This window comes from Aquabacterium sp. (assembly GCF_014378415.1).
Classification (GTDB): domain Bacteria; phylum Pseudomonadota; class Gammaproteobacteria; order Burkholderiales; family Burkholderiaceae_C; genus Aquabacterium.
Genome location: NZ_JACMNS010000131.1, coordinates 1 through 26,491 on the forward strand (window position 1 = coordinate 1; position 26,491 = coordinate 26,491).

Consider the following 26,491-nt stretch of genomic DNA (forward strand, 5'->3'; position numbering starts at 1 on the left):
CGGGCAAGGCCAGGCGGGCCTGCAAGCCACCACCGGGTCGCTTGTGCAAACTCAAGGTCGCGCCCAATGCGCCGCTCAAACGGTGGGCGATGGCCAGGCCCAGGCCGCTGCCACCGGTCTCGCGGTTGCGGGATCCCTCCAGGCGGTAAAAGGGCTGCAGGACGGCCAGCAACTGGTCCTCGGGCATGCCGGGGCCTCGGTCCAAAACGTCAATGACCAAGGCCGCATCGGTCTGGCTCACCACCACCTGCGCTTCACCCGCGAACTTCAAGGCGTTGTCCACCAGGTTCATGACCACGCGCTTGAGCGCTTGAGGGTGCGTGGTCACGGCCACTGGCCTTCGCAGGATTGGCCGGTGTGGCCACCGTCGCCAGCCCTTGCGTGCTGCCGGTGCTGCCACTGCTGCTGGTCGTTTCGGCCATCGCCATGGCCAGCCAGTTGGATGCCCAAGCCAGCGCGTGGGTGAGCCGAACATGGTCATCAGAGACAGGCCATCCACCGAGCACCAATTTCGTCACAACAGACGCCCAGCGCACCTACCCGACCGCGCCCGAGTTCACCGGCATCGACCAATGGCTCAACAGCCCACCCCTCAGCATCAAGGCGCTGCGCGGGCGAGTGGTGTTGATCGACTTCTGGACCCACGCCTGCGTCAACTGCGTGCGCACCCTGCCGCACGTTCAACGTTGGCATGAGCGCTACGCCGCGCAAGGGCTGATGGTGGTGGGCATTCACACGCCGGAGTTCGCGTTCGAGCGGTCCACCGACAGCGTGCGCCAAGCCATTCGCCGCCATGGCCTGAGCTACCCCGTGGCGCAGGACAACCGCTACCAGACCTGGAACGCCTACGCCAACCAATGCTGGCCCGCCGTCTACCTGGTAGACCGGCAAGGCCGCATCGTGTTCACCCATTTTGGCGAAGGCGATGAGGCCGCCATTGAACAGCGCATCCAGCAACTGTTGGCCGCCCCATGACCCCAGGTGTCAAGGCTTGGTGACTTGCTGGTGGTAGATGCCCACCGTGTCATTGGCGATGACCTGCTCTTCATCCGTGGGCATCACCAGCACGGTCACGCCACTGCCCGTCGCGCTGATCACCAACGCATGGGCCGCGTTGGCCCAAGGATCCAGTTGCACGCCCAACCAGGCCAGGCGCTCACTCACGGCCGCACGCACCTGGGACTGGTGCTCGCCAATGCCGGCCGTGAACACCAGGGCATCCAGCCCCCCCAGTGAGGTCGCCAAACGGGCCACCTCGCCAGCGATGCGCCAGACAAACAGCTTCAGCGCCTCGCGCGCCTCGGGCCGGTCGCTGGCCTGCAGCTCACGGGCGTCGGCACTCAGGCCCGACACGCCCAGCAAGCCCGACTGGTGGTACAGCACATCCTCCACCTCATGCAGGCTCATGCCGAAGGGGCCCATCAGGTGCAGCACCACGCCCGGGTCGAGCGCTCCGCAGCGCGTCGCCATGGGGATGCCATCCAGCGTGGAGAACCCCATGCTGGTGTCCTGACTGATGCCATCTTGCAGCGCACACAGGCTGGCCCCGCTGCCCAGGTGGGCCACCACCACTTTGCCGCGCTTTACAGCCGGGAAGCGACGGGCCAACTCACCCGCCACGTACTGGTACGACAGGCCATGGAAGCCATAGCGCTTGACTCCCTTGTCAAAGAGCGGGCGCGGGATCGCGAAGCGGCGCACCAAGTCGGATTGCGAACGGTGAAACGCCGTGTCGAACGAGGCCGTCTGCAGCAAGCGTGGCCGCAAGTGCCGGATAGCCTGGATCAGGCGCACGCCTTGCGGTTGGTGCAAAGGTGCCAACGGCACCAGTGCGGTGATGGCCGAGAGCGTGTCGTCGTCAATGGCCACCGGCCCGTCGAAGCGATCGCCGCCGTGCACCACGCGGTGGCCCACCGACATCAGGTCATCCAGTTTGAAATGCGATGCGAACCAGCCCAAGGTTTCATCCAGCACCTCGTGCAGGTCGTCGGTGAGCTGGGCGCTCAGCGTGATGTCTTGCGACTGTGCAGGGCCAGACACCTGAAGCTGCAAGGGCTGAGCGCGCAGGTCGATCGCACCCTTGCCGATCTGGGTGGCTTGCCCGTTCACGACACTGAACAAACCCATTTTGATGGACGACGAACCGGCGTTGAAGGTGAGCACCAAAGGGGTGTTGCTCATGCTCAAACCACCTTGGCCATTCTGCGTTCGGACACCAGCTTGGCCAGCGCTGCCGAGGCCAGCCTCACGCGCAGGCTGTCGGAGCGGCTGGTCAGGATGATGGGCAGCCGCGCGCCCAGCACCAAGCCTGCGGCGTCGGCACCCGCGAAGTACATCAACTGCTTGGCCAGCATGTTGCCGGCCTCCAGGTCGGGCACCAGCAGGATGTCGGCCTGCCCGGCCACCGGCGAGCTTATGCCCTTGGTGCGGGCTGCCGCCAGGCTGATGGCATTGTCGAAGGCCAATGGGCCATCCACCAAGGCCCCCGTGATCTGCCCGCGCGAGGCCATGACGGTCAAAGCGGCGGCGTCCAGCGTGGTCGGCATCTTGGCGTTGACGGTTTCCACCGCCGCCAGCACGGCCACGCGCGGCAGCTCGATGCCCAGCAGGTGCAACAGGTCGATGGCGTTCTGGCAGATGTCGCGCTTTTGGTCCAGCGTTGGCGCGATGTTGATGGCCGAGTCGGTCACGATCAAGGGCTTGTCGTAGGCGGGCACGTCCATGGCGTAAACGTGGCTGATGCGCCGGTCGGTGCGCAGGTTGGAGGTGGCGCCCACCACGGCGCTCAGCAGTTCATCGGTGTGCAGGCTGCCCTTCATCAGGGCCGCCACCTTGCCGGCCGCGCCCCACTCCACCGCCAAGGCCGCTGCCGCATGGCTGTGCTCAACCGACTGGATCTCGATGCCGTCCAGGCTGAGCCCAGCCGCCTCGGCCACCGCACGGATCCTGGCTTCGGGGCCAAACAACACCGGGTCCAGCAAACCTTCATCGCGCGCCTCGATCGCAGCCTTGAGGGCATCGGGCGAACAAGGGTGCACGATGGCCGTGCGCAAGGCCGGAAACTCTTGCGCCTGCTTGATGAAGGCTTCGTAGCGGTCATGGCGGCGCACCGACACCTCGGGCGGCGTCGTGGCCGGCCAGGCGATGGGCGCGGCAGGCGCGATCACCGTGGCCGTGCCCAGCAACACCACCTGGCCGTTCTGGTTGACGCAGCGGGTGTCCAGCAGCACCACGCGCTTGGCCTCGAGCTTCTCTTTGACGGTGACGGAAGCCGTGATGGTGTCGCCCGGCGTGACCGGGTGACGAAACTGCAGGTCCTGGCCCAGGTAAATGGTGCCCGGCCCCGGCAGGCGGGTGCCCAGCAAGGCGGAGATCAAGGACCCGGTCCACATACCATGGACAACCACGTGCCCGAACAGGTCGTTGGAGGCAAACGCCGCGTCCATGTGCGCCGGGTTGACATCACCAGACATCGCCGCGAACAGGTCGATGTCGTTCTGCCCCGCGATGCGCACCAGCGAGGCGGTCTCGCCGATGCCCAATTCTTCGAACGTTCGATTGCGCAAAACCACACCATCCACCATGGACCCGCCCTCATGCTAAAAACACCAAACAGTGTACGCACAGCCCAGGCACACAAGTCGGCATGGCCTTTGCACTCAGTCTCGCCCGTGCCCCAAGCTGGAGCGCAATCAATGAGGGGTGCAACCGTGATCAGTAAACAGGTGATGACCAGCGAGGACGCGCTCAAGGCCTTGCAAGCGGCACAGCAAGAGGCCCTGGCCCACCAATGGGCCGTGTCGATCGCCGTGTGCGACGACGGCGGGCACCTGCTGGGCTTTGTGCGCATGCCCGGGGCCAACATCGCCTCGGCCACCATTTCACAATCCAAAGCAGCCACCGCCGCCCACATGAAGCGCGAGACCAAGGGCATAGAAGAGATGATCAATGGTGGTCGTTTCGCCTTCCTGTCAGCCCCAAAAATGGAAGGCCTGCTGGAAGGCGGTGTGCCGGTGCTGGTGAATGGGCAGTGCGTGGGCGCCGTGGGCGTCAGTGGCGTCAAACCGGGTGAAGATGCCCAGATTGCCAAGGCCGCAGCTGCCGCAGTGACTGCAGGCATCTGTTGAGCCACGGTGGGCGTGGCAGCAGGCATGTCGATTGCCCCTTTGGATTGACTCATCACCAAATCCACAGGAGCACCGAATGACTGCACGCCTTCAAACACGCTGGATCGCCGGACTGACGGGATGGGCACTGATGCTTGCCACGGCGCAGGCCTGCGGGGCCGAACACGCCGCTTTGCCTGCCGAAAAAACCAGCCATGGCATCAGCTACTTGAGTGGCGGGGTGGGCCTGGACGAATCAACTGCCTTGAAAGCGGCCAGGAAAGATTACTCGCTCGACATCGAGACCTTTCAATCGGCCAACGGCAAGAACGAGTACACCGCCGCCGTGCCGCTGACCGTCACGCGGTCCAATGGCGAGGTGGTGTTCGAGGCGCCGACCGACGGGCCGTTCACCCTGCTGCGCTTGCCGCCCGGCACCTACGTCGTCAAGGCCAGCCACCAAGGTCAGACCCAGCAACGCCAGGTGCAAGTGGGCACGGGGCTGGGCGCCAAGGCTTCATTCGTGTTCAAGCCAGGCAGTTAGCCTGAGCCTGGTGACGGTGGAGGTGCAAGAGGGCCGCCGAGGGCCCACCGCCAAGCGCAACGTGACCTTCAATGGCCGTCAGTTCAAGCGCAGTTCATTGCCCGCAGTGGCAGGTGCACCGTGAACGTGGTGCCCGCCTCACTGGTCGACGCAACGCCAATGCGCCCCTTGTGCGCCTGAACAATCTGCGCGCAGATGTACAGCCCCAGGCCCAGGCCCTCGCGGTTGGCGGAGATGGATCGCCGCCAGAAAGGCAACATCACACGGTCGATGCTGTCCGGGGGAATGGGGTCACCCTCGTTGCTCACGGTCAGCACCAGTTCATGGGCCGAGGTCAGGGCCGAAAACACCACCGGCTTGAGCGGTGAACCGTGGGTCAGCGCATTGGCCAGCAGGTTGGACACGATCTGCTGAATGCGCGCTTCGTCGCACTCCACTTGGCCGACGATTTCGACACGGGACATGATCGTGCGGTCGGGATGCGCATCCTGGAGTTCATGGACCACGGCGACCAGCGCCCGATCAAGATCACCCACCGCCGCCAGGTTCACCACAATCCCACCCCCCAGGCGAGCCTTGGCGAAGTCGAGCACGTCATCAATCAGCCCCGACATGCGCCGCACGCTACGGTCAATGCGCTGTGCCACCGAGATCAAACCCGGGTCGGTGGATTTTCTTTGCAGAATCTGACCACAGCCCGCGATCGCGGCCAGCGGGTTGCGCAGGTCGTGCCCCAGGATGGCGATGAACTGCTCACGCAACTCACCAGCGGCTCGCTCGTCAAGCAAGGCGGTCTGCGCCAGTTCACGCTTGCGCTCGTTTTCAAGCTGCAGGGCGATCAGCTCGGCGAACAGCAGGAACATCGACACGATGCGCGGCTCGGTCACCTGGGCCGGCCGGGAATCGATGGCGCACAGGTTGCCAAAATAATCCCCATTGCTCAGCACGATGGGCACCGACACATAGCTTTCGATCGAGTACAGGCGCGGGGTGAGGTGGTCGCAGTAAAGCGGATTGGTGGACGCCTGGTCGATGACGATGGGTGTGCGCGAATTTCTGACTTCGGTGCAGATCGTGGTCTCGATGGCCAGCTGCCCGCCCGGCAGCAAACCGAACTGGATCTGGTCTTCGACGGCGCAGGCCGTCCAGGTGCCCTCGGTGACACGCGCCACGGCGGCGAAACCCATGCCCGTGGTTTGACACAGCACCTTGAGAACGGCGGGCACGGCATCGATCCGACCAATCGCCTTCACATCCCTCGCGATTTCCTCAGGGGTGTCACCCATGCTTGACTCACTTCCTATCTGCCTGCGAATCATGCCATTGACATGGCTAAATTGGCGACCATGCCCTTGAGCCAACGGTCGGGGCCGGTGGGCACGCTGGTGCCGCCACTGTCCAAGCGTGACCGCATGGCTTGAGAACTCTGGGCATGTCAATTGCTAGAAACATTTTTCACGAAGGAGCCTTCATGATTTTTCGTCCGCACCACTTGGCCTTGACGCTGGCCATCGCCTTGGGCGCCAACGCGGCCATTGCCGCTGATCCAGCGCCCCTGCAGGCCGTCGAGTCGGTCAACCTGACCAGCTACCTCGGTCGCTGGTACCAAATCGCCCATTACCCCAACAAGTTCCAGGCGCAATGCGTGAGCGATACCACCGCCGACTACCGCTTCCTGCCCCAAGGGCGGATTGAAGTGACCAACCGGTGCAAAACCGCCACCGGTGCCACCGAAGAGGCCGTGGGCGAGGCGCGCCTGGCGCAGCCACGATTCCTGGGCATCGCGGTGGGCAAGGTACTCAGCACGGCCAAGCTGCAGGTGCGTTTCGCGCCAGCGCTGCTGGGCTGGGTGCCGGGGGTTTGGGCGCCCTATTGGGTCGTTCAACTGGCGCCCGACTACCGTTACGCAGTGGTGAGTGAACCAAGCCGCGAATACCTGTGGATCCTGTCGCGCACGCCCACGCTGGCCCCGCAAGACCGGGCGGCCATCAACAGCCTGTTACAACAGCAAGGCTTCGAGCTGGCCCGATTGCAGGAAGACCCACACAGCGCCAAGCCCTGATCAGCCCGGCATGGCATCGCGGCCGCTCAGGGTCTGAGCAATTTGCTCGTCATGGGCCCCAGGTTGCCGGGGTAGTGCTCGCCGTCGTAGCGCAAGGTGGTCACGGTCTTATTGCGGGGCGGGCGCTGGCCGCCGCCCTGCTGGCCCGGGCCACGCGACTGAATGCGGGCGGTCACGGTCAGATCGCGCCAGCCATGGCTGCTGCCCGCCCCCAACGTCAGGGTCAGGTCAGCCTCGTTGACCGTGTCGATGGAGCACGCATCGATGTTGGCGGTCAGGTTCCACTTGGCCACAGTCCAGACGCGCAAGGGCTGGCGTGTCAGTACCGCGCGCAGGCGCTTCCCGTCGGGCACCAGCACAGTGAGGTAGCGGCTGGTACCACCGTCCGCGCACTTGGGGCTGTGGCCGATGTCCATGCGCACACCAAACGCGCGCACGTCCGGCGCCAGATCGTAGCGCGCGGTGTCGATGGACAGGCTGGTGTCGGTGATGCGTATGCCGGGGTTCAACTGCAGGGTCTCCTGGTAGAGCTGCTTGATGAGCGCACGTCGGGTGTCCACCACCGCGGCCACGAAGCCTTTCTGATCGACGACTTCGGCGCCGCCATCGTTCTTGAGGTCATGGAAAAAAACCACGATGGTCAGTTGCTTGTAATCGGGGTGAGGCTGGCACGTCAGGTCGATCACGTCACCACTTTGGCCTTCGCCAGGAAACGTGATGGCCAGGCGCTTTTGCAATGCCCGAGCCACGGCAGGCACATCGCAGTCTTGCGTTCTGCCGGCCCATGCGGGAAGGGTGGCCCACAGCCCACACACAGCCATGAGGACGGTCAATGAAGGTCTCATCGTGTGGATCGTAGCGCCAAGTTGATCCGTTCGACTCACGCCGGGCTCCCGGGCCCCTGCGACGGCTGACACACCCACCCCCAACACTCGGTCTGGTTGCAATCCGCTTGAGGTCCCGATCCATGTCCGCTACTGTTTCTTCCCGCCGTGCCGTGCATTTGCTGAGCGCCGTCGCGCTCGCCGCCACCAGCCTGATGGCACAAGCCTCCACCAGCGGGGTGGTGATCAGCCAGGTCTATGGCGGTGGGGGTAACAGCGGTGCCACTTACACCCATGATTTCATCGAGCTGTTCAACGCCGGCAGCGCTGCGGTCAGCCTGAACGGTTGGTCGGTTCAATACAGCTCTGCCACAGGCAGCTCCTGGCAGAAAACGGATCTGGGCAATGTGCTGCTGCAGCCAGGCCAGTACTACCTGGTGCAGCAAGCCCAGGGTGCCGGCGGCAGCACGCCCTTGCCCACGGCCGACGCCACCGGCACGGTGGCCATGTCCGGTACCGCCGGCAAAGTGGCGCTGGTCAGCTCGACCAGCTTGTTGAGCAGCACAGCGTCGAGCGGGCCCACCATCATCGACTACGTGGGCTATGGCAGCACGGCCAATGCGTCCGAAGGCAGCCCGACACCGCCGCCATCGAACACCGCAGCGGTGATCCGCCTTCTGGCTGGCTGCACCGACACCGACAACAACAACGCCAACTTCGTGGCTGGTGCGCCCACCCCGCGCAACACCGCCAGCGCACTCAACGCGTGCAACAGCAGCGGTAGTGGCGGCACGGGTGGTGGCACGACCACCCCCACCGCCGTCAAGATCTACGACATCCAGGGCAGCGGCAGCACCAGCCCACTGGTCAACACCAATGTCATCACCAGCGGCGTGGTCACCAAGGTCAACAACAACGGCTTCTATCTGCAAGACCCGATTGGCGATGGCAATGCGCTGACCTCGGACGGCATCTTGGTGTTCACCAGCACGGCCCCCACCGTGGCGGTGGGCAACCTGGTCCAGGTCAGCGGCAAGGTGACCGAGTTCAACGTGGGCTCGGCCAGCAACGCGCTGTCGCTGGCCCACACCGTGACCGAGCTCACCGCCCCCACCGTCACCGTGCAAGGCAGCGGCCAAAGCATTCTGCCCACGCCCCTCACCCTGCCCGTGTCCACCGACGCTGAGCTGGAACGCGTGGAAGGCATGCTGGTCACCATCAACAGCCAGTTGACGGTGTCGCAGAACTACTTCCAGGGCCGCTTTGGCCAAGTCACCCTGTCGGCCAACGGCCGGATGGAAACACCCACCAATCGCTTCCGCCCAGGCGCTTCTGCCCTGACGCTGGCCGAGCAAAATGCCTTGAGCCGCCTCCTGCTGGACGATGGCACAACGCTGCAAAACCCCAACCCCACGCCTTATTTCGCGGCCGACAACACCCTGCGCGCGGGCGACACGGTGGACACGGTGACCGGCGTGATCGACTATGGCCTGTCCACCACCACCACCGATGGCCTGGCCGACTACAAGATCCACCCCACGCAAGCGGTGAGCTTCACCCGGGCCAACGTCCGCACTGCCGAGCCTGACGCCGTGGGCGGCAACATCAAGGTGGCCAGCGCCAATGTGCTGAACTTCTTCACCACCTTCACCAGCGGCAGCACGGCCGCCGGTGCCAGCGGGCAAGGCTGCACGCTGGGGGGCGCGGTGTCGGCCTCCAACTGCCGTGGTGCCGACAACCTGGCCGAGTTCAACCGCCAGCGCGCCAAGATCGTGGAGTCCCTCTCCGCCATCAACGCCGATGTGGTGGGCTTGATGGAAATTCAGAACAACGTGCCCAACACCAGCGGCTCGGGCACCAACGCCGACACCGCCGTGTTGAACCTGGTGGCCGCCCTGAACGCCAAGGTCGGTGACAGCACCTACGCCGTCGCGCCCGCCCCCGCGGGCACCACCGGCACCGACGCCATCCGCGTGGCCTTGATCTACAAGCCCGGCAAACTGGGCCTGTCGGGCACAGCCCTGTCGGACACCGATGCGGTCAACAACCGGCCTCCGCTGGCACAAACTTTTGCCGCCGCCAACGGCGAGAAGTTCTCGGTGATCGTCAACCATTTCAAGTCCAAGGGCAGCTGCCCCAGCAGTGCCTCAGACCCCAATGCGGACCAGGGTGACCTGCAAGGCTGCTGGAACGAGCAGCGCAAGCTGCAAGCCCAGCGCCTGCGCACCTTTGCGTCTACCGTGCAAGCCAACAGCGGCAGCACCGACGTGATCATCATTGGCGACCTGAACGCTTACGCGCAAGAAGACCCGATCGAGGAGCTGACCAGCCACGGCTACGTGGACCAGATCGCGCGCTTCAACAGCTTTGGCTACTCGTATGTGTTCGATGGCGCCGCCGGACGCCTGGACCACGCGATCACCACGCCTTCGCTGTCCACCAAGGTGACCCGAGCCATCGAATGGCACATCAACGCGGACGAGCCCTCGGTGATCGACTACAACACCGAGTTCAAGCAGCCAGCGTGCGCCGCCTGCGGACCTGACTACTACAGCGCCTCGCCTTACCGCTCATCGGACCACGACCCCGTCGTCGTCGGCTTGAGTCTGCTCAAGTCGGTCAATGGCACGCCGGGCCGTGACAACCTGACTGGCACGGCGGGCGATGACGTGATCAACGGTGGCGAAGGCAGCGACACCATCACCACCGGCGCGGGCCAGGACGTGCTGGTCTACACCAGCCTGCGCGATGGCCTGGACACCGTCACCGATTTCACCCCGGGTTCAGACCGCATTGACCTGAGCGCCCTCCTTGCTTCGCTGGGCATTGACCCGGCCCAGGCCATGGCAGCAAGCCATGTGCGCCTGGTGAACAGCAGCGCTGGTGTGCAAGTGCAACTGGACACCGATGGCAGCGCCGGCCCAGCCGTGCCCCGGGCCCTGATCGTGCTGCGCGGCGTGACCGCCAGCCAACTGCAGTCCAGCCGCGACCTCGGCCTGTGACCCCCAGACGTACCCAAGGAAACAACATGCACCACCGCCAACTCACCCGCCTCAGCGCCTTGCTGGGCAGCCTGATGATCAGCAGCCTGGCGCAAGCCGGCATCACCAACGGCGACTTCGCCAACGGCCTGTCCGGCTGGCAAACCTTTGGGGACGTTGCCGCGCCCAACAGCACACTGGTGCTGACCACCGCTACCCTGGGCGCCGACGACTACCCCTTGGCCAATGGGCACTACAACGTCTCGGGCCAGGACGCCGGCGCCATCGGCATCCCCGGTGGACTGGAAGACTTTGTCGGCGCCGCCTTGGGGTCGCTCGACCCCGATCCCATCAACCACACCAGCGTGCTGTGGGAAGGCTCGGCCGCCCAACAAAGCTTCGCGGTGCAGGCTGGCGACACCCTGCGCTTTGACTGGAACCTGTTGAGCGCGGACCGGGATTTTGCCGACCAGGCATTCATCGTGATCAAGGCCTCATCAGGCAGCGGCCTGCAGGTGCTCGCGCTGGCCAACGCCAGCCTCGCCACCAACGTCGTGCCGGGCAACAGTGATCTGCGGCAGACCGGCCTGAACCAGCTCAGCCACACCTTCACCGGCTCGGGCATGGTGACACTTTTCTGGGTCGTGGCCGACCTGGACGACAGCGCCAAAACCTCACTCCTGACGGTGGACAACGTGGCCCTGACCAGCGCGGTGCCCGAGCCCACCATGGCGCTGCTGGCCTTACTCGGCTTGGGCGGTTGGGGTGTGATGCGGCGTCGTCAGGGCTGACCGCCTGGCCGCTCGCTGTAGCGGTCGACCAGGTAGCCCGACACATCGCGCGTGAGCAAGGTGAACTTCACCAACTCTTCCATCACATCGACCACGCGCTCGTAGTAGGCCGAGGGCCTCATGCGCCCCGCCTCGTCGAACTCCATGAAAGCCTTGGCCACCGATGACTGATTGGGGATGGTGATCATGCGCATCCAGCGCCCCAGAATGCGCATCTGGTTGACGGCGTTGAACGACTGAGAGCCGCCCGACACCTCCATCACGGCCAGCGTCTTGCCCTGCGTTGGCCGGACCGAGCCCACACTCAATGGGATCCAGTCGATCTGGGCCTTCAGGATCCCGGTCATGGCCCCATGCCCCTCGGGTGAACACCACACCATGCCTTCGGCCCACTGCGCCAGGTCTCGCAGCTCCTGCACCTTGGGATGGCTGTCGGGCACCGAGTCGGGCAAGGGCAAACCAGTCGGATCAAACACCCGCACATCGCCGCCCATGGCTTGCAGCAAGCGCGCCGCCTCCAAGGTCAACAGCTTGCTGTACGAACGCTCGCGCAGGGATCCATACAGCAAAAGAAAGCGCGGCGCATGCGTTGACCTGGCCGCGCCCTGCAACGCTTCGTGGCTCGGCGCTTTGAACCGCGCTGGATCGATGTTGGGCAGATCAGGATGCAGGGTGGACACGGCGACCCTCCGCGTCAATCACCACCTCGCCATCCTCCTTGGTGAAGGCCCCTTGCTGGGGCAATGGCAAGATGTCCAGCACCGCCTCGGAGGGGCGGCACAGCTTGGCACCCAATGGCGTCACCACCACAGGTCGGTTCAGCAAAATGGGATGCGCCACCACAAAGTCCAGCAGTTGTTCGTCGCTCCAATGGGCCGCGTCCAGGCCCAGCTCGTCATACGGCGTGCCCTTGCGGCGCAACAACTCGCGCACGGGGATGGCCAAGGCGGCCAGCAAGCCTTGCAGCTCATCGCGACTCGGCGGCGTCTTCAGGTACTCGATCACCTGTGGCTCAACGCCGCTGTTGCGGATCAGGGCCAAGGTGTTGCGGGACGTGCCGCAGTCCGGGTTGTGGTAAATCTTGACCGTGCTCATGCGCTGTGCGCTCCTTTTTCATACCAGCCCTTGCTCTGGTTGACCACGCGGACCACCAACAGCATCACGGGCACTTCGATCAGCACGCCCACCACGGTGGCCAGGGCCGCGCCAGAATCGAATCCAAACAGGCTGATGGCCGCGGCCACCGCCAACTCAAAGAAATTGCTCGCACCGATCAGTGCCGATGGGCAAGCCACATCGTGCGTCTCGCCCACGCGGCGGTTGAGCCAATAGGCCAGCGCCGAATTGAAGATGACCTGGATCAGGATCGGCACGGCCAGCAGCGCAATGACCAGTGGCTTCTGAAGGATGGCTTGGCCCTGAAAAGCGAACAGCAGCACCAGCGTGGCCAGCAGCGCCGTGATGGACCAGGGGCCGATCTTCGCCAACGCCGCGTCAAAGGCATCGGGACCGCGTGCCAGCAAAACGTGGCGCAAGCCCTGCGCCACGACCACGGGGATCACGATGTACAGCACCACCGAGGTGATCAAGGTGTCCCACGGCACGATGATCGACGACATGCCCAGCAGCAAGGCCACGATGGGCGCGAAGGCGAACACCATGATGGCGTCGTTCAAGGCCACTTGCGACAAGGTGAACAAGGGGTGGCCGCCCGTCAAGCGGCTCCACACGAACACCATGGCCGTGCAAGGTGCCGCGGCCAGCAGGATCAGGCCGGCGACGTAGCTGTCCAGCTGGTCGGCCGGCAGGTAAGGCGCGAACAAGTGCCGCACAAATATCCAGCCCAGCAAGGCCATGGAGAAAGGCTTGACGGCCCAGTTCACGAACAGCGTGACGCCGATGCCTTTCCAATGCCGCCGCACCTGCGACAAGCTGGCGAAATCAACCCGCAACAGCATGGGGATGACCATCACCCAGATCAGCAAACCCACGGGCAGATTGACCTTGGCGACCTCCATGTGCCCGATGGCCTGGAACACGTCAGGCCAAAGCTGCCCCAGCGCAATGCCCACCACGATGCACAGGAACACCCAGACGGTGAGGTAGCGTTCGAACAGGCTCATCGTCATTCCTTCAGCAGCAGGATGAGGCAGGCGCCTCGGTACACGGCTGCCCTTGGCAGCAGTTTTCGGTCAGGTAGGACAGCAAGCCGTTCATGCGGTCAAACGCGGCCCGGTAGATCAGGTGTCGGCCATCGCGCTCCTGGGTCACCAGTTCGGCGTTCAGCAACTCTTTCAAGTGAAATGACAGTGCCGTGCCGGGCACCACCAACGCTTCACTCAATGCCGAAGGCGTCAAGCCCGCAGAGCCTGCCACCACCAGGGCACGGAACACCCTCAAGCGGACAGGCTGCGCCAGGGCGGCCAGGGATTTCACGATGTCTTGCTCTTTCATTATTCAATTATTGTTGAACTATTGAATATTTGCAAGTGGCCCGGCGTGCGGATCACCTTGACCAGGTCCGACAAGTGATGCGATGGCGAGTTAGCCACAGCCGGGTGCTCAGGGTCGGCCCGCGCCGCCTGAAGCCAGGCGGCAAGCCCACGTCTTCGGTACGCAACTGATCCCGGTGACCGAAGGTGGGCGGTTTCGCATGCACGCAAGGCCTCCTGTACCAGGACAATGAAAGGCTTAAGGTCGAGCCTCCAACAGCCCAAACGGAGCCCGCGATGCCAACCCACCTTCAGACCAACCTCGACCAGTACGGCTCACAGGCCCAGGCTTACCTGGACAGCCCGGTCCATGCGCAAGGCCCGGACCTGGCCAAAGCACAAGCCCTGGTCGCGCAGTCCATCCCGGCGCGCGGCCAGGCGCTGGACGTGGGTTGCGGCGCCGGCCACCTGAGCTTCGCGTTGGCGCCGCACCTGGCCCGCATCGTCGCGCTCGACCCCTCGCCCCAGATGCTGGCCACCGTCCAGCAAGCGGCGCTGGCGCGGGGCTTGCGCCACATCGAGACCGTGCCGTCCAGCGCTGAGCGCCTGCCTTTTCCCGATGCCACTTTTGACCTTGTCTGCTCGCGCTACAGCGCCCACCACTGGACCCAACTGGCACCAGCCTTGAAAGAAATGCGCCGCGTGCTCAAGCCCGGTGGCCGCTTGCTCCTGATCGACGTGCAAGGCGAGGAAGACGCCCTGGTCGACAGCCATTTGCAAGCCATCGAGCTGCTCAGAGACCGCTCGCATGTGCGCAACCGCGCGGTCTCGCAATGGGGCACCTTGCTGGCCGATGCGGGCTTTATCGACATCGACCATGACAGCTGGCCAGTGCACATCGATTACTCATCGTGGGTGGCCCGGATGCGAACACCCGCGTCGCGAGTGGCCATGATCCGCGAAGTACAGACCGATGCGCCGCAGGAAGTGCAAGAGGCGCTGGCCATTGAGCGAGACGGATCATTCACCTTCACAACCGGGCTGTTCTGGGCACGGGCCGATGTTTGACACCCATCAAACCAGGCCGGCAAGGATGGGCCACGCGGGACTACACTGGTTCAAAACAAGCTGAAGAAAGAAGGCCCCCATGCAAATCTTGCTGAACACCGATACCCACGTTGATGGCCGCCACGGCATGGCCGAGTTCTTCGAAGCCGAGGTAAAAGAAGCCATGAGCCGCTTTGGCGACCACGTCACCCGCGTCGAAGCTCACGTGGCCGACGCGGTCAGCCACGCCAAGGCCCACCCGGACGACATCCACTGCACGCTGGAAGCCCGGCTGATCGGGCTGGACCCTGTGATCGTCAAAGACCACGCGGCGTCTGCCCACCAGGCCATTCAAGGCGCGGTAGGCAAGCTCAAGCGCGCGGTGGGCACAGCGGTCGAAAAACACGCCCCTCGGCGCGGGCCAGGCTTGTCCGACATCGTTGCGTCCGACACGGCAAGCACCGACCAGGACTGAGCCACGACACAGCTGGCTGGCCGGCCCAAACGCGGGTGCGGCTTGACGACATGCAAGCCGCCTTGTCGGGCCCCCAGTGCCAGGTCGAAGAAGCGCGAATCGAAAAAACCCTGCGTCTTGCGAAGCAGGGTCGGTGGCATGTTGCCTCGGAAAATCCACCGCTCATTTGAGCAGCACTGAAACAGGGATTCCCATGAGAAAAAACTTCGGCACGCTGGCCATCATCTCGGCCATCGCCCTGTCGGGCTGCACCCGCATCGAAACCGGCGAGGTCGGCTTACGCATCAACTTCGACAAGACCACGGATTCGGTGGAGCGCCTGCCGGGCTCGTTCAACCAGACCCTGGTCGGCAGCATCCTCACCTTCAAGATCCAGGACGTGGCGGTGAACGTGGACAACATGACGCCGCTGGCCTCCGACAATTCCACGGTCAAGGACTTCGACATGACGGTGGTCTACAACGTGAACCCCTCGGCCGTGTCCGAGTTGTGGACCACCAAGAACCGCACTTTCCACGGCCTGTCCGACCATGGCGAGGACATCCTGCTGATGCAGAACTACGTGGCCCTGAGCGCCCGCAACGCGGCCTACAAGGTGGCGCGCGCCTACGAGTCGCTGAAGATGTCGGACAACCGCCCTCTGATCGAACAGCAGATCCGCGAGAACATCATCAGGACGCTGGGCGAAGAAAAGCTGGCCGACAAGATCACGGTCTCGCAAGTGCAGGTGCGCGCGATCACACCAGCCGATGTCATCGTCAACAGCGCCAATGAGCTGGTCCGCGCCCAGAACGAACTCAAGACCAAGGAAGTGGAAGTGCAGACCGCCAAGAAAGAGGCCGAACGCATTGCCGCCCTGAACGCCAACGCGGGCGCCATCGGCTACATGAACGCGATGGCCAACCTGAAGATCGCCGAAGGCGTGGCCTCCGGCAAGGTTCAAACCATCGTTGTGCCCTACGACTTCAGGGGCATCGTCAACGCCAAGTAGTTGCCTGCCGTCAATACCCCAGCGAGGCCAGGATGGGGTTGATGAGGCCCCCCAAAAAGCCCGGGAAGGCCTCTTGCTTGACCTGCGCCACCTCCACCACCCGCAAGGGCGTGCCGGTGCCATCGAGCAGGTTGTCGATGAAGCTGCTCACGTTCTTCAGGTTCGACTCCTTGATCGCCGTGCCACCGAAGGTGAGCGTCGTCAGGCAGTGCGGGTTGATGATGTCGCGGGCGTAGGGCAGGTAGTAGCCCAGCACAGGCAATGAGGGGTACTGCGCGGCCGTGGATCAGCAACACCGGCACCGGCCTCTGCGGGTTTTTACGGAAGGCAAGCCTGTTAAACGAACCATGGGGAAGGCCCCGGCTCAGTTTTGGCGTCAGAATGCCCCATGCGCCTATCCGAATTCATCATCAGCAACTTGGACTTGATCCTGGTGGACTGGGTGGCCTTTGCCCGCAATCAGGTGCCTGCAGCGGCTGACATGGATGAAGCCGCCCTGCTCGACCATGGAAAACTGATCCTCCAAAAGATTGCCGCGGACATGCGTCGGCCCGAAGGCGAAGCTGAACGCCAAGCGAAATCCGAAGGCAACAGCCTCCACGCATCTACATCCAGTAGCGTTCCTTCCCGCAGCCATGCCCGACAGCGTGAGCGCCAGGGTTTCGACGTTGAGGAACTGGTGTCCGAGTACCGGGCACTCCGCGCAACCATCCTGCGTCTTTGGAGCGCAGCGTCAAGCGATGTGCAAGTCGATGACTTGGCCGATGTGATCCGCTTCAATGAGGCTATGGATCAGGCGGTGGCCGAGTCGCTGACCGCCTTCGTGGCAGAAGTGACCAAAACGCGAGACCTTTTTCTGGGCATGCTTGGGCACGATCTGCGCGGCCCTCTCAGCACCATCGGAAACTGCGCGGCATTGATGCAGCGCACCCGGCCGGAGGAAGCTCGACCAACGGCCATGATTGTGCGCAGCGTCGCGCAGATGAAGGCCCTCCTGGATGACCTTGGGGAGTACACCCGGCACCGCCTGGGCGGCGAGCTTCCCATCGATCGCTCCGCGCTCGAGCTTGATCAGTTTGCCCAAGACACCTTGGACGAAATCAGTGCGATCAACAACGCCAGCGGGCTGGAACTGGAGACACGGGGTGACATGCGGGGCGAATGGGACTCGCGCCGACTGCATCAGGCTTTGTCAAACCTGGTGTTCAACGCGCTCAAATATGGGCTTCCAGGGGCTCCGATCCACATTGTTCTGAATGGGGTGCACCCCCATGAAGTGGTGCTGACCGTTCAAAATTCGGGCAAGCCCATTCCCGCTGATTTGCTGGCCAATATTTTTGACCCACTCGTGCGTGCGTCCAGCGAAGGCAACAGCGAGCTTTCACAGGCGGCAGGTGCGAACCTGGGATTGGGTTTGTATGTGGTGCGGCAGATTGCCATCGCGCACGGCGGCAGCATTGCTGTCACGTCCGACGACTCAGTCACCCGGTTCGAACTTCGTTTGCCACGGACCGGGCGCCCTTGACCAACCTACCCGCCACCTCTAACGACGCTTTCGTTTTGGGGGCTTGGTAAGCGCCTTGTTCGGCAACCCCATGGCGGCACGGGCCAAGGCGTCTGCTTCCACATTGCGGTGCCTGGGTATCCACCTCAAGCTGGCTTGCTCAAAAGACGCCAGCAGCGCCCGGGCCTCGTCATACAAGGCGGCCATCCGCGCGATGGGCTTGCTGCGTGCATCAGTGAGCTGCACCACCAGCACACTGTTGTCGCTGTAGGCACACAGCTTGGTTACCCCGCGCGACTTCAATGCCTCAAACGCCGCCATCAAGGCGCGCAATTCCGCCTCGTTGTTGCAGCCAACCGAGTGGGTGGCCTGACAAAAGGTGTGGCGCTGGCCATCAGGGTCGGTCATCACCACGCCAAACCCCATGCGTCCGGGGTTGGGCACTGCGCTGCCATCGCAGTGAACGGTCCAAAAATCAGGGTCAGGCACGGCAAGGTCGGTCATGCAGGCACGCTATCAGAAAAGCGATCACCGATAGGATGTCGCCATGAATCCGCCCCCTGCTTCGCGCCTGATCCGTTTCAACAAGCCCTATGGCGTCCTCAGCCAGTTCACCGACGAGGGACGCTGGCGCGGCCTGAAGGACTTCATCGACTTGCCCGGCGTGTACGTGGCCGGGCGGCTGGATGCCGACAGCGAAGGGCTGCTGCTGCTCACCAACGATGGCCAGCTGCAGGCGCGCATCGCCGACCCGCGTTTCAAGATGGAGAAGACCTATTGGGTGCAGGTTGAAGGGGTACCCGACGAAGCCGCCCTGGCGGCCCTTCGGCAAGGCGTGACACTGAAAGACGGCATCACCCTGCCTGCACGGGCCCGCTTGCTGAACGAGCCCCCCGCCATTTGGGATCGAGACCCGCCCATCCGCGTGCGCCAGGCCATCCCCACGGCGTGGGTGGAGCTGGTGATCCGAGAAGGGCGCAACCGCCAGGTGCGGCGCATGACGGCGGCCGTGGGCTTGCCCACGCTGCGGCTGATTCGCGCGGCCATCGGCCCCTATGCGCTAGAGGGCCTGGCGCCCGGCGCGTGGCTGGATGCGCCCCCCGGGTAAGCCGCCATGGCCACGGGTATCCTCTTTGCTCAAACAGAAACCAAGGAGAGCCCCATGCCCGAAATTGCCCCTTCCCTGGAAGACCTGGCCGATCGCAACCTCGCCGAGGTCGCACCGGACCCGCGCGCCGCGCCGCTGCGGCGCATGCAGGCCCTGGCGTTGGGCTTGCTGCTGCTGGCCATCGCAGGCCTGGTGCTCAGCCAGTGGATGGGTGGCCAAGGCCCGTGGGCCTGGAGCAAAGCCTTTTGCGAAGCCGCCGCCGTGGGTGCCCTGGCCGACTGGTTCGCGGTGGTCGCCCTGTTCAGGCGGCCCCTGGGCCTGCCCATTCCCCACACGGCCATCATCCCCGCCAGCAAAGGCCGCATCGCCGACAGCCTGGCCGCGTTCGTGCGCGACCATTTCCTCGATCCCAAAACCTTGCTGTCCAAGCTGTCGGTGTTCGATCCCGCCGCCCGCCTTGGCCAGTGGATCAGCCAGCCGGACAACGCCCGCCAGCTCAGCGGATCGGCACGGGCCATCGCGCTGGAGGCGCTCGACCTGCTGGACGAAACCGCCGTCCGGCAAGCCATCCACCAGTTCGTGGTGGCCAAGGTCCGCACGTGGAACGCGGCCTCTTTGGGTGGTGATGTGCTGGGCCTGCTCACCAAGGATGGTCGCCACCACGAGCTGCTGGACGCCGCCTTGTTGAACCTGGGCAACTACCTGGACAACCCGGAAACCCGGGAAAAGCTGTCGGGCCTGATGGTCAAACACGCCCGCAGCGAGTGGCCCAAGATCATCAAGGCCGTGAACCTCATCAAGTCGGTCGACGACCTGGGTGACAACCTGGCCGATCGGCTGGCAGTGGCCATCATCAGCGAGATGCGAGAGCTCATGTCCGACCCTGAACACCCGGTCCGCCTTCAATACGAAGACTGGTTGCAAGGCTTCATCGAACGCCTTCAAAGCGACCCTTCGCTGATCGACCGCGTCAACGAGATCAAGATGAAGATCATCGACCACCCGGCCGTGCACGACTACGTCAACGGGCTGTGGGCCGAGGTCCACGCTGCGCTCAAACGTGACCTGGCCACGGAGACCTCGTCCATGGGGCGCTACCTTGAGCAAGGCCTGCTGCGCCTGGGCCAAAAGCTGGCCGAGGACAGCGATCTGCGCGAGGCCATCAACACGCACGTGCTGTCGTCCGCCGACAAACTGGCCGGCACCTTGCGCACCACCCTGACCACCCACATCGCCACCACCGTCAAGGGCTGGGATGAACACCAGCTGGTGGCCCAGATCGAACTGAGCGTGGGCCGCGATCTGCAGTTCATCCGGATCAATGGCACCATCGTTGGCGGCCTGGTGGGGCTGGCCCTGCATGCGCTGATGATGCTCATGCAGCCTTGAACATGAAGGAACCGATGCTGAACCAACTTTCAACCCACGCCCATCAAGCCGCACCGGCTGGCGTCGACCATTGGGCCGTGCGCGGCGTGAGCGAGCGCAGCCAGCGCCTGCTGGTCAGGCAGGACATTGCCCAATCGCCCGCCGTGGTGCGCGACGACGGCGCCATGGTGACCGTGATCGCTGGCGGGGGCCTGGGTTACGCGGCCACCAGCGACACCTCGGTGGCCGGGCTGAAAGCGGCCTTTGCCCGAGCCAAGGCGCTGGCCAAAGCCACTGCGGGCAAAACCGTGTTCGATGCGAGCCAGTTGCGCATGCCCCAGCCGCGAGGCCGTTACGACAGCGTGGTGGCACGCGACAGCGCGCACATGAGCCTGGCCGACAAGATCGACCTGCTGCGTGCCGTCAGCACCGCCACGCGTGTGGACGAGCGCATCGTCGATTGGCAAGCCAGTTTGTGGACCGTCCAGGTTGACCAACTTCACCTCACCAGCGATGGCGGCCATGCCGAGCAGCATTGGCAGATGCTGACCCCGGCCATCCAGGCCACCGCGCAAGTCAAGGGCGTGACACAAACCAGATCGTCGGCCGGGCAGTACAACGGCTTTTGCCAGCAAGGCGGCCTGGAAGTGATCGACCGATCAGGCTTGCGCACCGACGGCCCCCGCGTAGCGCAGCAAGCCATCGAGCTGACCATGGCCCCCGCCTGCCCCAGTGGCCCGATGGACCTGGTCCTCATGCCCGATCAAATGATGCTGCAGATCCACGAATCCATCGGCCACCCCCTGGAGCTTGACCGCATCCTGGGTGACGAGCGCAACTTCGCAGGCACCAGTTTTGTCACGCTCGACATGTTCGGCCACTACCGCTACGGCAGCGAGCTGCTCAACGTGTCGCACAGCCCGCAGCAGGCCCACGAGTTCGCGGGCTTCGCCTTCGACGACGACGGCACCAGCGCGCAAAGCCAGCGCATCATCGAGCGCGGCATCCTGAAGCAGCCCTTGGGGGGTGCCATCTCGCAATCTCGCGCACGCGCGCTGGGCTTTGACCTGGGCGGCCTGGCCACCACGCGTGCTTCATCGTGGAACCGCGCGCCCATCGACCGCATGAGCAACCTCAACGTCGAGCCTGGCGATGCCAGCCTGGCGCAGATCATCGCCTCGGTCGACCACGGCGTGCTGATGAACACCAATTGCTCGTGGAGCATCGACGACTCGCGCAACAAGTTCCAGTTCGGCTGCGAATACGGGCAAATGATCCGCCACGGCGTGCTGGCCGAGGTGGTGCGCAACCCCAACTACCGAGGCGTGTCGGCCACCTTCTGGCGGTCGCTGGCCATGGTGGGCGATGCCAGCACCTTCCAGGTCATGGGCACGCCGTTTTGCGGCAAGGGCGAACCATCCCAGATCATCCGCGTGGGCCACGCGGCGCCAGCGTGCAAGTTCACCGACGTGTCGGTGTTTGGCGGCGCCTGAAGAAGAAAACCATGTCCACGAACCTGACCGACCGCCCCTACCTTAACGCGCTGGCCGATGCCGTGCTCGGTGCCACACCGGGCCAACTGCAATGCAGCCTGCACGTCGCCGCCGAAGACAGCACCTTCATCCGTTTCAACCACGCCAAGGTGCGCCAGGCCACACAGGTCAGCCAGGCCTACGCCACCTTGACCTTGACGCAAGGCGCGCGCTGTGCCGAGAGCACCCTGACCTTGGCCGGTGATTTGCAAAGCGACACCGCGCTGTTGGTGGCCGCGCAAAGCGAGCTGAGCCGCGACCTGCCTTTCCTGCCGGAAGACCCCTACCTGCTGCGCCCCGACGCCGTGGTCAACACCAGCCGCGACGAGCCAGGCGATTTGCCCAGCGCCAGCGCCGTGATCGACGCGGTGGCCACGCACGCCCAGGGGCTGGACCTGGTCGGCTTCATGGCCAGCGGACCCCTGGTGCGCGCCTATGCCGACAGCCGTGGGCAACGCAACTGGCACCGCGTGGACACCTTCAGCTTCGACTGGTGCCTCTACCATTCAACCGACAAAGCCGTCAAAGCCTTGCACGCTGGCCAGCACTGGTCCAGCGATGCGTGGGCGAATCAGCTCCAGCAAGGGGCCGCGCAATTGCGGCTGCTTGGCCTGCCACCCAAGACTTTGGAGCCCGGCCGCTACCGCGCCTACTTCGCCCCCTCGGCCGTCTCTGACCTGCTGGGCACGCTGGCCTGGGGCGGCTTCAGCCAGAAGGAACAAGCCGTGGGCACCTCACCGCTGATGCGCCTGGTGCGCGGTGAAGCCGCCTTGCATGCCAGCGTGCAATTGACGGAAGACACTGGCCGCAGCATCGCCCCGGCCTTCACGCCCGAGGGCTTCACCGGCCTCGGGCCAGTGCCGCTGGTGGTCGATGGCCGACACGCCCACAGCTTGTGCTCGCCCCGCTCGGCCCGCGAGTTCGGCCTGCCCACCAACGGTGCGTTGTCCAGCGAGAACCCACAGGCACTGAGCTTGGCCGCCGGCCAGTTGCCCGAGACCGACGTGCTCAAGGCCCTGGGCACCGGCCTGTACATCAGCAACCTGCACTACCTGAACTACAGCGACCGCCAACACTGCCGCGTCACCGGCATGACCCGCTTCGCCTGCTTCTGGGTGGAGAACGGCGAGCTGGTGGCGCCACTGCAGGTCATGCGTTTTGACGATGATTTGCTGGACTTGCTGGGCCCGCGCCTGATCGCACTGACGGATCGGGCCGAGCTGCACCAGGACACCGGTACCTATGGGCAACGGCAGTTGGCATCAATCACCACACCCGGCGTACTGGTTGAGAGATTTCAGCTAACCTGGTGAGTCATCCACCACCTGATCGGACCCCTGTGAAACTCATGGACTACGGCCGCCAAGCCATCGACTTCCAGAACCCTCCGGCAGCCACCCCCGAATCCAACGGTGTCTCACGCCGCAGTTTCGTGGTGACATCCCTGGCCACCGGCTTCGCACTGGCCTCCGAGCCGATCCTGGCCCAGGCCATCACCACCGACACCAAGGGCCTGGTGGTGAATGAAGTGCAAGTGCCCACCGCCGATGGCAAGATCCCGGCCTATGTGGCCCGTCCCGCCAAGGCCGGCAAACACCCCGTGGTCCTGGTGATCCAGGAAATCTTCGGCGTGCACGAGCACATCAAGGATGTGTGCCGCCGCTACGCCAAGCTGGGCTACTACGCCATGGCCCCCGAGATGTTCGCGCGTCAGGGCGATGTGTCGAAGATGACCGACATCGGCGCCATCCTGAGCGAGGTCGTCTCCAAAGTGCCCGACGCGCAGGTGTGCGCCGACCTGGACGCCGCCGTGGCCTTTGCCAAGGCCAGCGGCCACGCCAACGCCGACAAGGTGGGCCTGGTGGGCTACTGCTGGGGCGGGCGCACGGCCTGGGTCTATGCCCTGCACAACCCCAAACTCAAGGCTGCTGTGGCCTATTACGGTTTGCTCGAAGGCATGAAGTCGCCCATCAAGCCGCGTGATCCCATCGAGTTCGGTGCCGAGATCAAGGTGCCCGTGCTGGGCTTGTACGCCGGCAAGGACACCTTCGTGAAGGCCGAGACCGTCGCCCAGATGCGTGACGGCATCGCCAAATCCGGCAGTGGCTCGGAGATCGTGGTGTTCCCCACCGTCAACCATGGCTTCAACGCCGACTACCGACCCACCTACGACAAGATCGCGGCCACCTATGCCTGGACGCTGGCCCATGACTGGTTGAAAGACCACGGCGTTTGATGCAAGCCGGGAGCACCAGCATGACCGATACAGCACGCTTCGAGCTTTTCTCGTTCTGGCGCTCGTCTGCGGTCTACCGCGTCCGTGTCGCCTTCAACCTGAAGGGAGTGCAGCCGCAAGAGCACAACATCAACATCGAGGCCTCGGAACAACGTGGCGAGGCCTACCTGAAGATCAACCCCCTGGGGGCGATCCCCTCGCTGATCGACCATGGCCCCGGGCAACCAGGCACACCGCTGACCCAGTCACTGGCGATCCTCGAGTTCCTGGACGAAACCTACCCATCACCGGCCTTGCTGCCCGCCGATGCCCATGGCCGGGCACGTGTGCGGTCGCTGGCCGCCATGCTCGCCTGTGACACCCACCCGTTGATCACACCTCGGGTGAGGAAGTACCTGAGCACGCAAGGCGGCTTCGATGACGCGGCCTGGCGCGCCTGGCAAGTCCATTGGTTCTGCACCGGCATGCAGGCGCTGGAGCAACGCTTGAGCAGCGAAACTGAGACCGGCACCTTCTGCCATGGCGACACGCCCACGCTGGCCGACATCTGCCTGGCCAGCATCGTGGTCGTCATGCGCGTGTTCAAGATCGAGGTGCCGGGCATCCCGACCGTGTTGCGCATCATGGCCGCTTGCGAGCAACTCGAGGCCTTCGCAAAGGCCGACCCGACGCGGCAGGTGGGCGCGCCCCTCAGCGCATTGATCAATACTTCTCAGGCACTTCCCGCAGGCGCATCAGCCCTTCTTGGGCCACGGTAGCAACCAGCGCACCGCCCTGCGTGAAGATGCGCCCGAAATTCATCCCGCGTGAGGCCGATGCGTTGGGCGCATCCATGTCGTAGAGCAGCCATTCATCGACCCGAAAATCGCGGTGAAACCACATGGCGTGGTCCAGACTGGCCGACTGCATGTTCGACTGAACATACGACACACCATGGGGCAACATGGCCGTGCTCATCAGCACAAAATCCGAAGCGAAGGCCAGGATGCACATGTGCAGCAGCGGGTCGTCCGGCAACCGGCTCTGCGACTTCATCCAATGGCGGCGCTGCGGCTCTTTCTTCACCGGCGCAAAAGGATTGACCGGATCAATTGGCCGGATTTCGATGGGCCGCTCACGCTCGAACACCGCGCGGATCCGCTCAGGGATCATGGGCGCGATCATCTTGCGGAGCTCAAACTCACTGGGAATGCCCTCCGGCCCGTCCACCTTGGGCATGGGCGTCTGGTGCTCCAGCCCATCTTCGTGAACCGCGAATGATGCCGACATCAGGAAGATGTTCTCGCCGTGCTGGATGCCTTTGACGTTGCGCGTGCAAAAGCTTTTGCCATCCCGGATGTTTTCCACCTGGTAGACGATGGGCGCGGTGACATCGCCCGCGCGCAAGAAGTAGCCGTGCATGGAGTGGGGCAGGCGGCCTTCCACGGTGCGCCCAGCGGCCATCAGGGCCTGGCCCAGCACTTGCCCACCAAAGACGTTCTTGCCAAAGAAGTTGCGGCTGGTGCCGCGGTAAATGCCTTGTTCGATGGTTTCCAGATCGAGGAGATCCAGCACTTCCTGCATCACGTTGCTCATGTCATTCCTCCTGCGGATTGGTGGTGATTATCGGCGAGCGGAAGCCTGGGTTTCCCTAATCGCTCAAGCCAACACTTGGCCGCTCCGGCCATTGTGGTGGAAGCCTCGCCCCCCAAGAATCCAGGGCAGTGCATAGACATTGAAGGATTGAGCATGGACCGATTGAATCGACGGAAATTCCTGGGCGGCGCGGCGGCTGCAGTGGCGGGCGCCTCCTTGCCAGGCGCTGCCAACGCAAGCATCCCCGTGACGACCTCGCAAGAGCGCGTTGTGGTGATCGGCTCGGGCTTTGGTGGCGGCGTCTCGGCGCTGCGCCTGGCCCAAGCGGGCATCAAAGTCCTGGTGCTGGAGCGCGGGCGTTGGTGGAAAACAGGCCCCAATGCCGAAACCTTCCCCCACGCCACCACGCTGGACAAGCGCGACTTGTTCTACACCGCGTGGCCTGAAGTGAATGGCAAGCGCGTCGGCTGGAATCCTTACGCGGGGCTGCTGGAGCCCTTCGTCGGCCAAGGCATCATCGCGGTCACCCCTGCCGGTGTTGGCGGCGGCTCACTGATGTACCAAGGGATGACGCTGCAACCTTCGGAAAGCCTGTTCAAGGCCTGCTTCCCGTCGGGCATCGACTATGCGGAGATGGCCTCCGTTTTCTACCCGCGCGTGGCCCAGATGCTGCAACTGCAGACGGCGCCTGATGCCCTGATCAGCAGCCCGAACTACCAGGCTGCGCGGCTGTTCGCCACCAAGGTGCAGGCCGCAGGTTATGACCTGCAAAAAATCCCGATGCCGATCGACTGGAACTACGCGCTGGCCGAGCTGAGGGGCGAGGTCAAGCCCTCGTACACCAACGGCGACTGCGCACTCGGCGTCAACAACGGCGGCAAGCACTCGGTCGACGTGACCTACATCGAGCAAGCC

The 26,491-nt window shown here is 64.2% G+C and carries 28 protein-coding genes and 1 pseudogene; 17 read left to right on the plus strand and 12 right to left on the minus strand.

The genetic code is table 11. The features are described from left to right. A pseudogene (locus H7225_RS12140) lies at positions 1-343 on the minus strand (ATP-binding protein); the annotation flags it as partial. A 14-nt stretch (positions 344-357) separates the two neighbouring features. On the opposite strand from H7225_RS12140, the gene H7225_RS12145 reads away from it, so the two are divergent. Next, a complete protein-coding gene (locus tag H7225_RS12145; RefSeq protein WP_290662148.1) occupies positions 358-975 on the plus strand; it encodes a thioredoxin family protein in 618 nt (205 codons plus the stop codon). A 9-nt stretch (positions 976-984) separates the two neighbouring features. Here the strand turns inward: H7225_RS12145 and H7225_RS12150 are convergent, their stop codons facing one another. Further along, positions 985-2,181, minus strand: coding sequence for an acetate/propionate family kinase (locus H7225_RS12150; protein ID WP_290662150.1), 1,197 nt, complete (start codon positions 2,179-2,181; stop codon positions 985-987). A gap of 2 nt (positions 2,182-2,183) precedes the next feature. Then, complete coding sequence (locus H7225_RS12155) at positions 2,184-3,581, minus strand: bifunctional enoyl-CoA hydratase/phosphate acetyltransferase (protein WP_290662188.1); 1,398 nt, start codon at positions 3,579-3,581, stop codon at positions 2,184-2,186. Between the two features lie 129 nt (positions 3,582-3,710). Between H7225_RS12155 and H7225_RS12160 the strand changes: the two genes are divergently transcribed. Both H7225_RS12160 and H7225_RS12165 read left to right on the plus strand, forming a co-directional pair. Next, positions 3,711-4,127, plus strand: coding sequence for a heme-binding protein (locus tag H7225_RS12160; RefSeq protein WP_290662151.1), 417 nt, complete (start codon positions 3,711-3,713; stop codon positions 4,125-4,127). A 76-nt stretch (positions 4,128-4,203) separates the two neighbouring features. Then, positions 4,204-4,650: a carboxypeptidase regulatory-like domain-containing protein gene (locus H7225_RS12165; RefSeq protein ID WP_290662153.1), complete on the plus strand. Its 447-nt coding sequence runs from the start codon at positions 4,204-4,206 to the stop codon at positions 4,648-4,650. Positions 4,651-4,733: 83 nt separating this feature from the next. Here H7225_RS12165 and H7225_RS12170 read toward each other — a convergent pair whose 3' ends face one another. Further along, positions 4,734-5,936 (minus strand): ATP-binding protein, encoded by a 1,203-nt coding sequence (locus H7225_RS12170; RefSeq protein ID WP_290662155.1) that lies wholly within the window; start codon positions 5,934-5,936, stop codon positions 4,734-4,736. A 185-nt stretch (positions 5,937-6,121) separates the two neighbouring features. Between H7225_RS12170 and H7225_RS12175 the strand changes: the two genes are divergently transcribed. Then, positions 6,122-6,712: a lipocalin family protein gene (locus tag H7225_RS12175; RefSeq protein ID WP_290662156.1), complete on the plus strand. Its 591-nt coding sequence runs from the start codon at positions 6,122-6,124 to the stop codon at positions 6,710-6,712. A gap of 26 nt (positions 6,713-6,738) precedes the next feature. Here H7225_RS12175 and H7225_RS12180 read toward each other — a convergent pair whose 3' ends face one another. Beyond that, the gene (locus H7225_RS12180) at positions 6,739-7,557 is read right to left on the minus strand and encodes a hypothetical protein (RefSeq protein WP_290662158.1); all 819 of its coding nucleotides are present in this window, start codon (positions 7,555-7,557) and stop codon (positions 6,739-6,741) included. Between the two features lie 122 nt (positions 7,558-7,679). Between H7225_RS12180 and H7225_RS12185 the strand changes: the two genes are divergently transcribed. Then, positions 7,680-10,538: an ExeM/NucH family extracellular endonuclease gene (locus H7225_RS12185; protein WP_290662160.1), complete on the plus strand. Its 2,859-nt coding sequence runs from the start codon at positions 7,680-7,682 to the stop codon at positions 10,536-10,538. Between the two features lie 26 nt (positions 10,539-10,564). Then, positions 10,565-11,308, plus strand: a complete 744-nt coding sequence (locus tag H7225_RS12190) for a PEP-CTERM sorting domain-containing protein (protein WP_290662162.1) — start codon at positions 10,565-10,567, stop codon at positions 11,306-11,308. Here the strand turns inward: H7225_RS12190 and arsH are convergent. The 4 genes from arsH to H7225_RS12210 are packed head-to-tail and all read right to left on the minus strand — an operon-like array spanning position 11,299 to position 13,762. Continuing rightward, positions 11,299-11,958, minus strand: coding sequence for an arsenical resistance protein ArsH (gene arsH / locus H7225_RS12195; protein ID WP_290662190.1), 660 nt, complete (start codon positions 11,956-11,958; stop codon positions 11,299-11,301). The two genes, H7225_RS12190 and arsH, sit on opposite strands and share 10 nt — an antisense overlap. Before the next feature lie 10 nt (positions 11,959-11,968). Beyond that, complete coding sequence (arsC, locus tag H7225_RS12200) at positions 11,969-12,403, minus strand: arsenate reductase (glutaredoxin) (protein ID WP_290662164.1); 435 nt, start codon at positions 12,401-12,403, stop codon at positions 11,969-11,971. Beyond that, positions 12,400-13,431 carry an ACR3 family arsenite efflux transporter gene (gene arsB, locus H7225_RS12205; RefSeq protein ID WP_290662166.1) on the minus strand — a complete coding sequence of 344 codons (1,032 nt, stop codon included), beginning with the start codon at positions 13,429-13,431 and terminating at the stop codon, positions 12,400-12,402. Before arsB ends, arsC begins: the two co-directional genes overlap by 4 nt. Before the next feature lie 10 nt (positions 13,432-13,441). Further along, complete coding sequence (locus H7225_RS12210; protein WP_290662168.1) at positions 13,442-13,762, minus strand: metalloregulator ArsR/SmtB family transcription factor; 321 nt, start codon at positions 13,760-13,762, stop codon at positions 13,442-13,444. A gap of 275 nt (positions 13,763-14,037) precedes the next feature. Here H7225_RS12210 and H7225_RS12215 point away from each other — a divergent pair, with 275 nt between their 5' ends. From H7225_RS12215 to H7225_RS12225, 3 genes are all read left to right on the plus strand, one after another. Beyond that, positions 14,038-14,808: a class I SAM-dependent methyltransferase gene (locus H7225_RS12215; protein WP_290662169.1), complete on the plus strand. Its 771-nt coding sequence runs from the start codon at positions 14,038-14,040 to the stop codon at positions 14,806-14,808. Positions 14,809-14,887: 79 nt separating this feature from the next. Continuing rightward, positions 14,888-15,262: a hypothetical protein gene (locus tag H7225_RS12220; RefSeq protein WP_290662171.1), complete on the plus strand. Its 375-nt coding sequence runs from the start codon at positions 14,888-14,890 to the stop codon at positions 15,260-15,262. A gap of 193 nt (positions 15,263-15,455) precedes the next feature. Continuing rightward, entirely contained in the window at positions 15,456-16,253 is a 798-nt protein-coding gene (locus H7225_RS12225) for an SPFH domain-containing protein (protein WP_290662173.1), read from the plus strand. A 10-nt stretch (positions 16,254-16,263) separates the two neighbouring features. Here H7225_RS12225 and H7225_RS12230 read toward each other — a convergent pair whose 3' ends face one another. Continuing rightward, positions 16,264-16,509, minus strand: coding sequence for a hypothetical protein (locus H7225_RS12230; protein ID WP_290662175.1), 246 nt, complete (start codon positions 16,507-16,509; stop codon positions 16,264-16,266). 132 nt (positions 16,510-16,641) lie between these two features. On the opposite strand from H7225_RS12230, the gene H7225_RS12235 reads away from it, so the two are divergent. Next, positions 16,642-17,778, plus strand: coding sequence for a sensor histidine kinase (locus H7225_RS12235; RefSeq protein WP_290662192.1), 1,137 nt, complete (start codon positions 16,642-16,644; stop codon positions 17,776-17,778). A gap of 18 nt (positions 17,779-17,796) precedes the next feature. On the opposite strand, the gene H7225_RS12240 is transcribed toward H7225_RS12235, so the two are convergent. Continuing rightward, on the minus strand, positions 17,797-18,261 hold the full coding sequence (locus H7225_RS12240; protein ID WP_290662177.1) for a ribonuclease HI family protein: 465 nt from the start codon (positions 18,259-18,261) through the stop codon (positions 17,797-17,799). Between the two features lie 43 nt (positions 18,262-18,304). On the opposite strand from H7225_RS12240, the gene H7225_RS12245 reads away from it, so the two are divergent. The 6 genes from H7225_RS12245 to maiA all read left to right on the plus strand — a co-directional run bounded on the left by H7225_RS12245 (position 18,305) and on the right by maiA (position 24,759). Then, complete coding sequence (locus H7225_RS12245) at positions 18,305-18,865, plus strand: pseudouridine synthase (protein ID WP_290662179.1); 561 nt, start codon at positions 18,305-18,307, stop codon at positions 18,863-18,865. A 144-nt stretch (positions 18,866-19,009) separates the two neighbouring features. Then, positions 19,010-20,254 carry a DUF445 domain-containing protein gene (locus tag H7225_RS12250; protein ID WP_290662194.1) on the plus strand — a complete coding sequence of 415 codons (1,245 nt, stop codon included), beginning with the start codon at positions 19,010-19,012 and terminating at the stop codon, positions 20,252-20,254. A gap of 14 nt (positions 20,255-20,268) precedes the next feature. Further along, complete coding sequence (locus H7225_RS12255) at positions 20,269-21,726, plus strand: TldD/PmbA family protein (RefSeq protein WP_290662181.1); 1,458 nt, start codon at positions 20,269-20,271, stop codon at positions 21,724-21,726. 11 nt (positions 21,727-21,737) lie between these two features. Beyond that, positions 21,738-23,078 (plus strand): metallopeptidase TldD-related protein, encoded by a 1,341-nt coding sequence (locus H7225_RS12260; RefSeq protein WP_290662182.1) that lies wholly within the window; start codon positions 21,738-21,740, stop codon positions 23,076-23,078. A 35-nt stretch (positions 23,079-23,113) separates the two neighbouring features. Then, positions 23,114-24,001 carry a dienelactone hydrolase family protein gene (locus H7225_RS12265; RefSeq protein WP_290662196.1) on the plus strand — a complete coding sequence of 296 codons (888 nt, stop codon included), beginning with the start codon at positions 23,114-23,116 and terminating at the stop codon, positions 23,999-24,001. A gap of 20 nt (positions 24,002-24,021) precedes the next feature. Further along, positions 24,022-24,759, plus strand: a complete 738-nt coding sequence (gene maiA / locus H7225_RS12270) for a maleylacetoacetate isomerase (protein WP_290662183.1) — start codon at positions 24,022-24,024, stop codon at positions 24,757-24,759. Here the strand turns inward: maiA and tesB are convergent. Beyond that, positions 24,704-25,576, minus strand: coding sequence for an acyl-CoA thioesterase II (gene tesB / locus H7225_RS12275; RefSeq protein WP_290662184.1), 873 nt, complete (start codon positions 25,574-25,576; stop codon positions 24,704-24,706). The genes maiA and tesB overlap by 56 nt on opposite strands. Positions 25,577-25,729: 153 nt before the next feature. Between tesB and H7225_RS12280 the strand changes: the two genes are divergently transcribed. Next, positions 25,730-26,491: FAD-binding protein (locus tag H7225_RS12280; protein WP_290662186.1), on the plus strand; the 762-nt coding region annotated here is incomplete at its 3' end.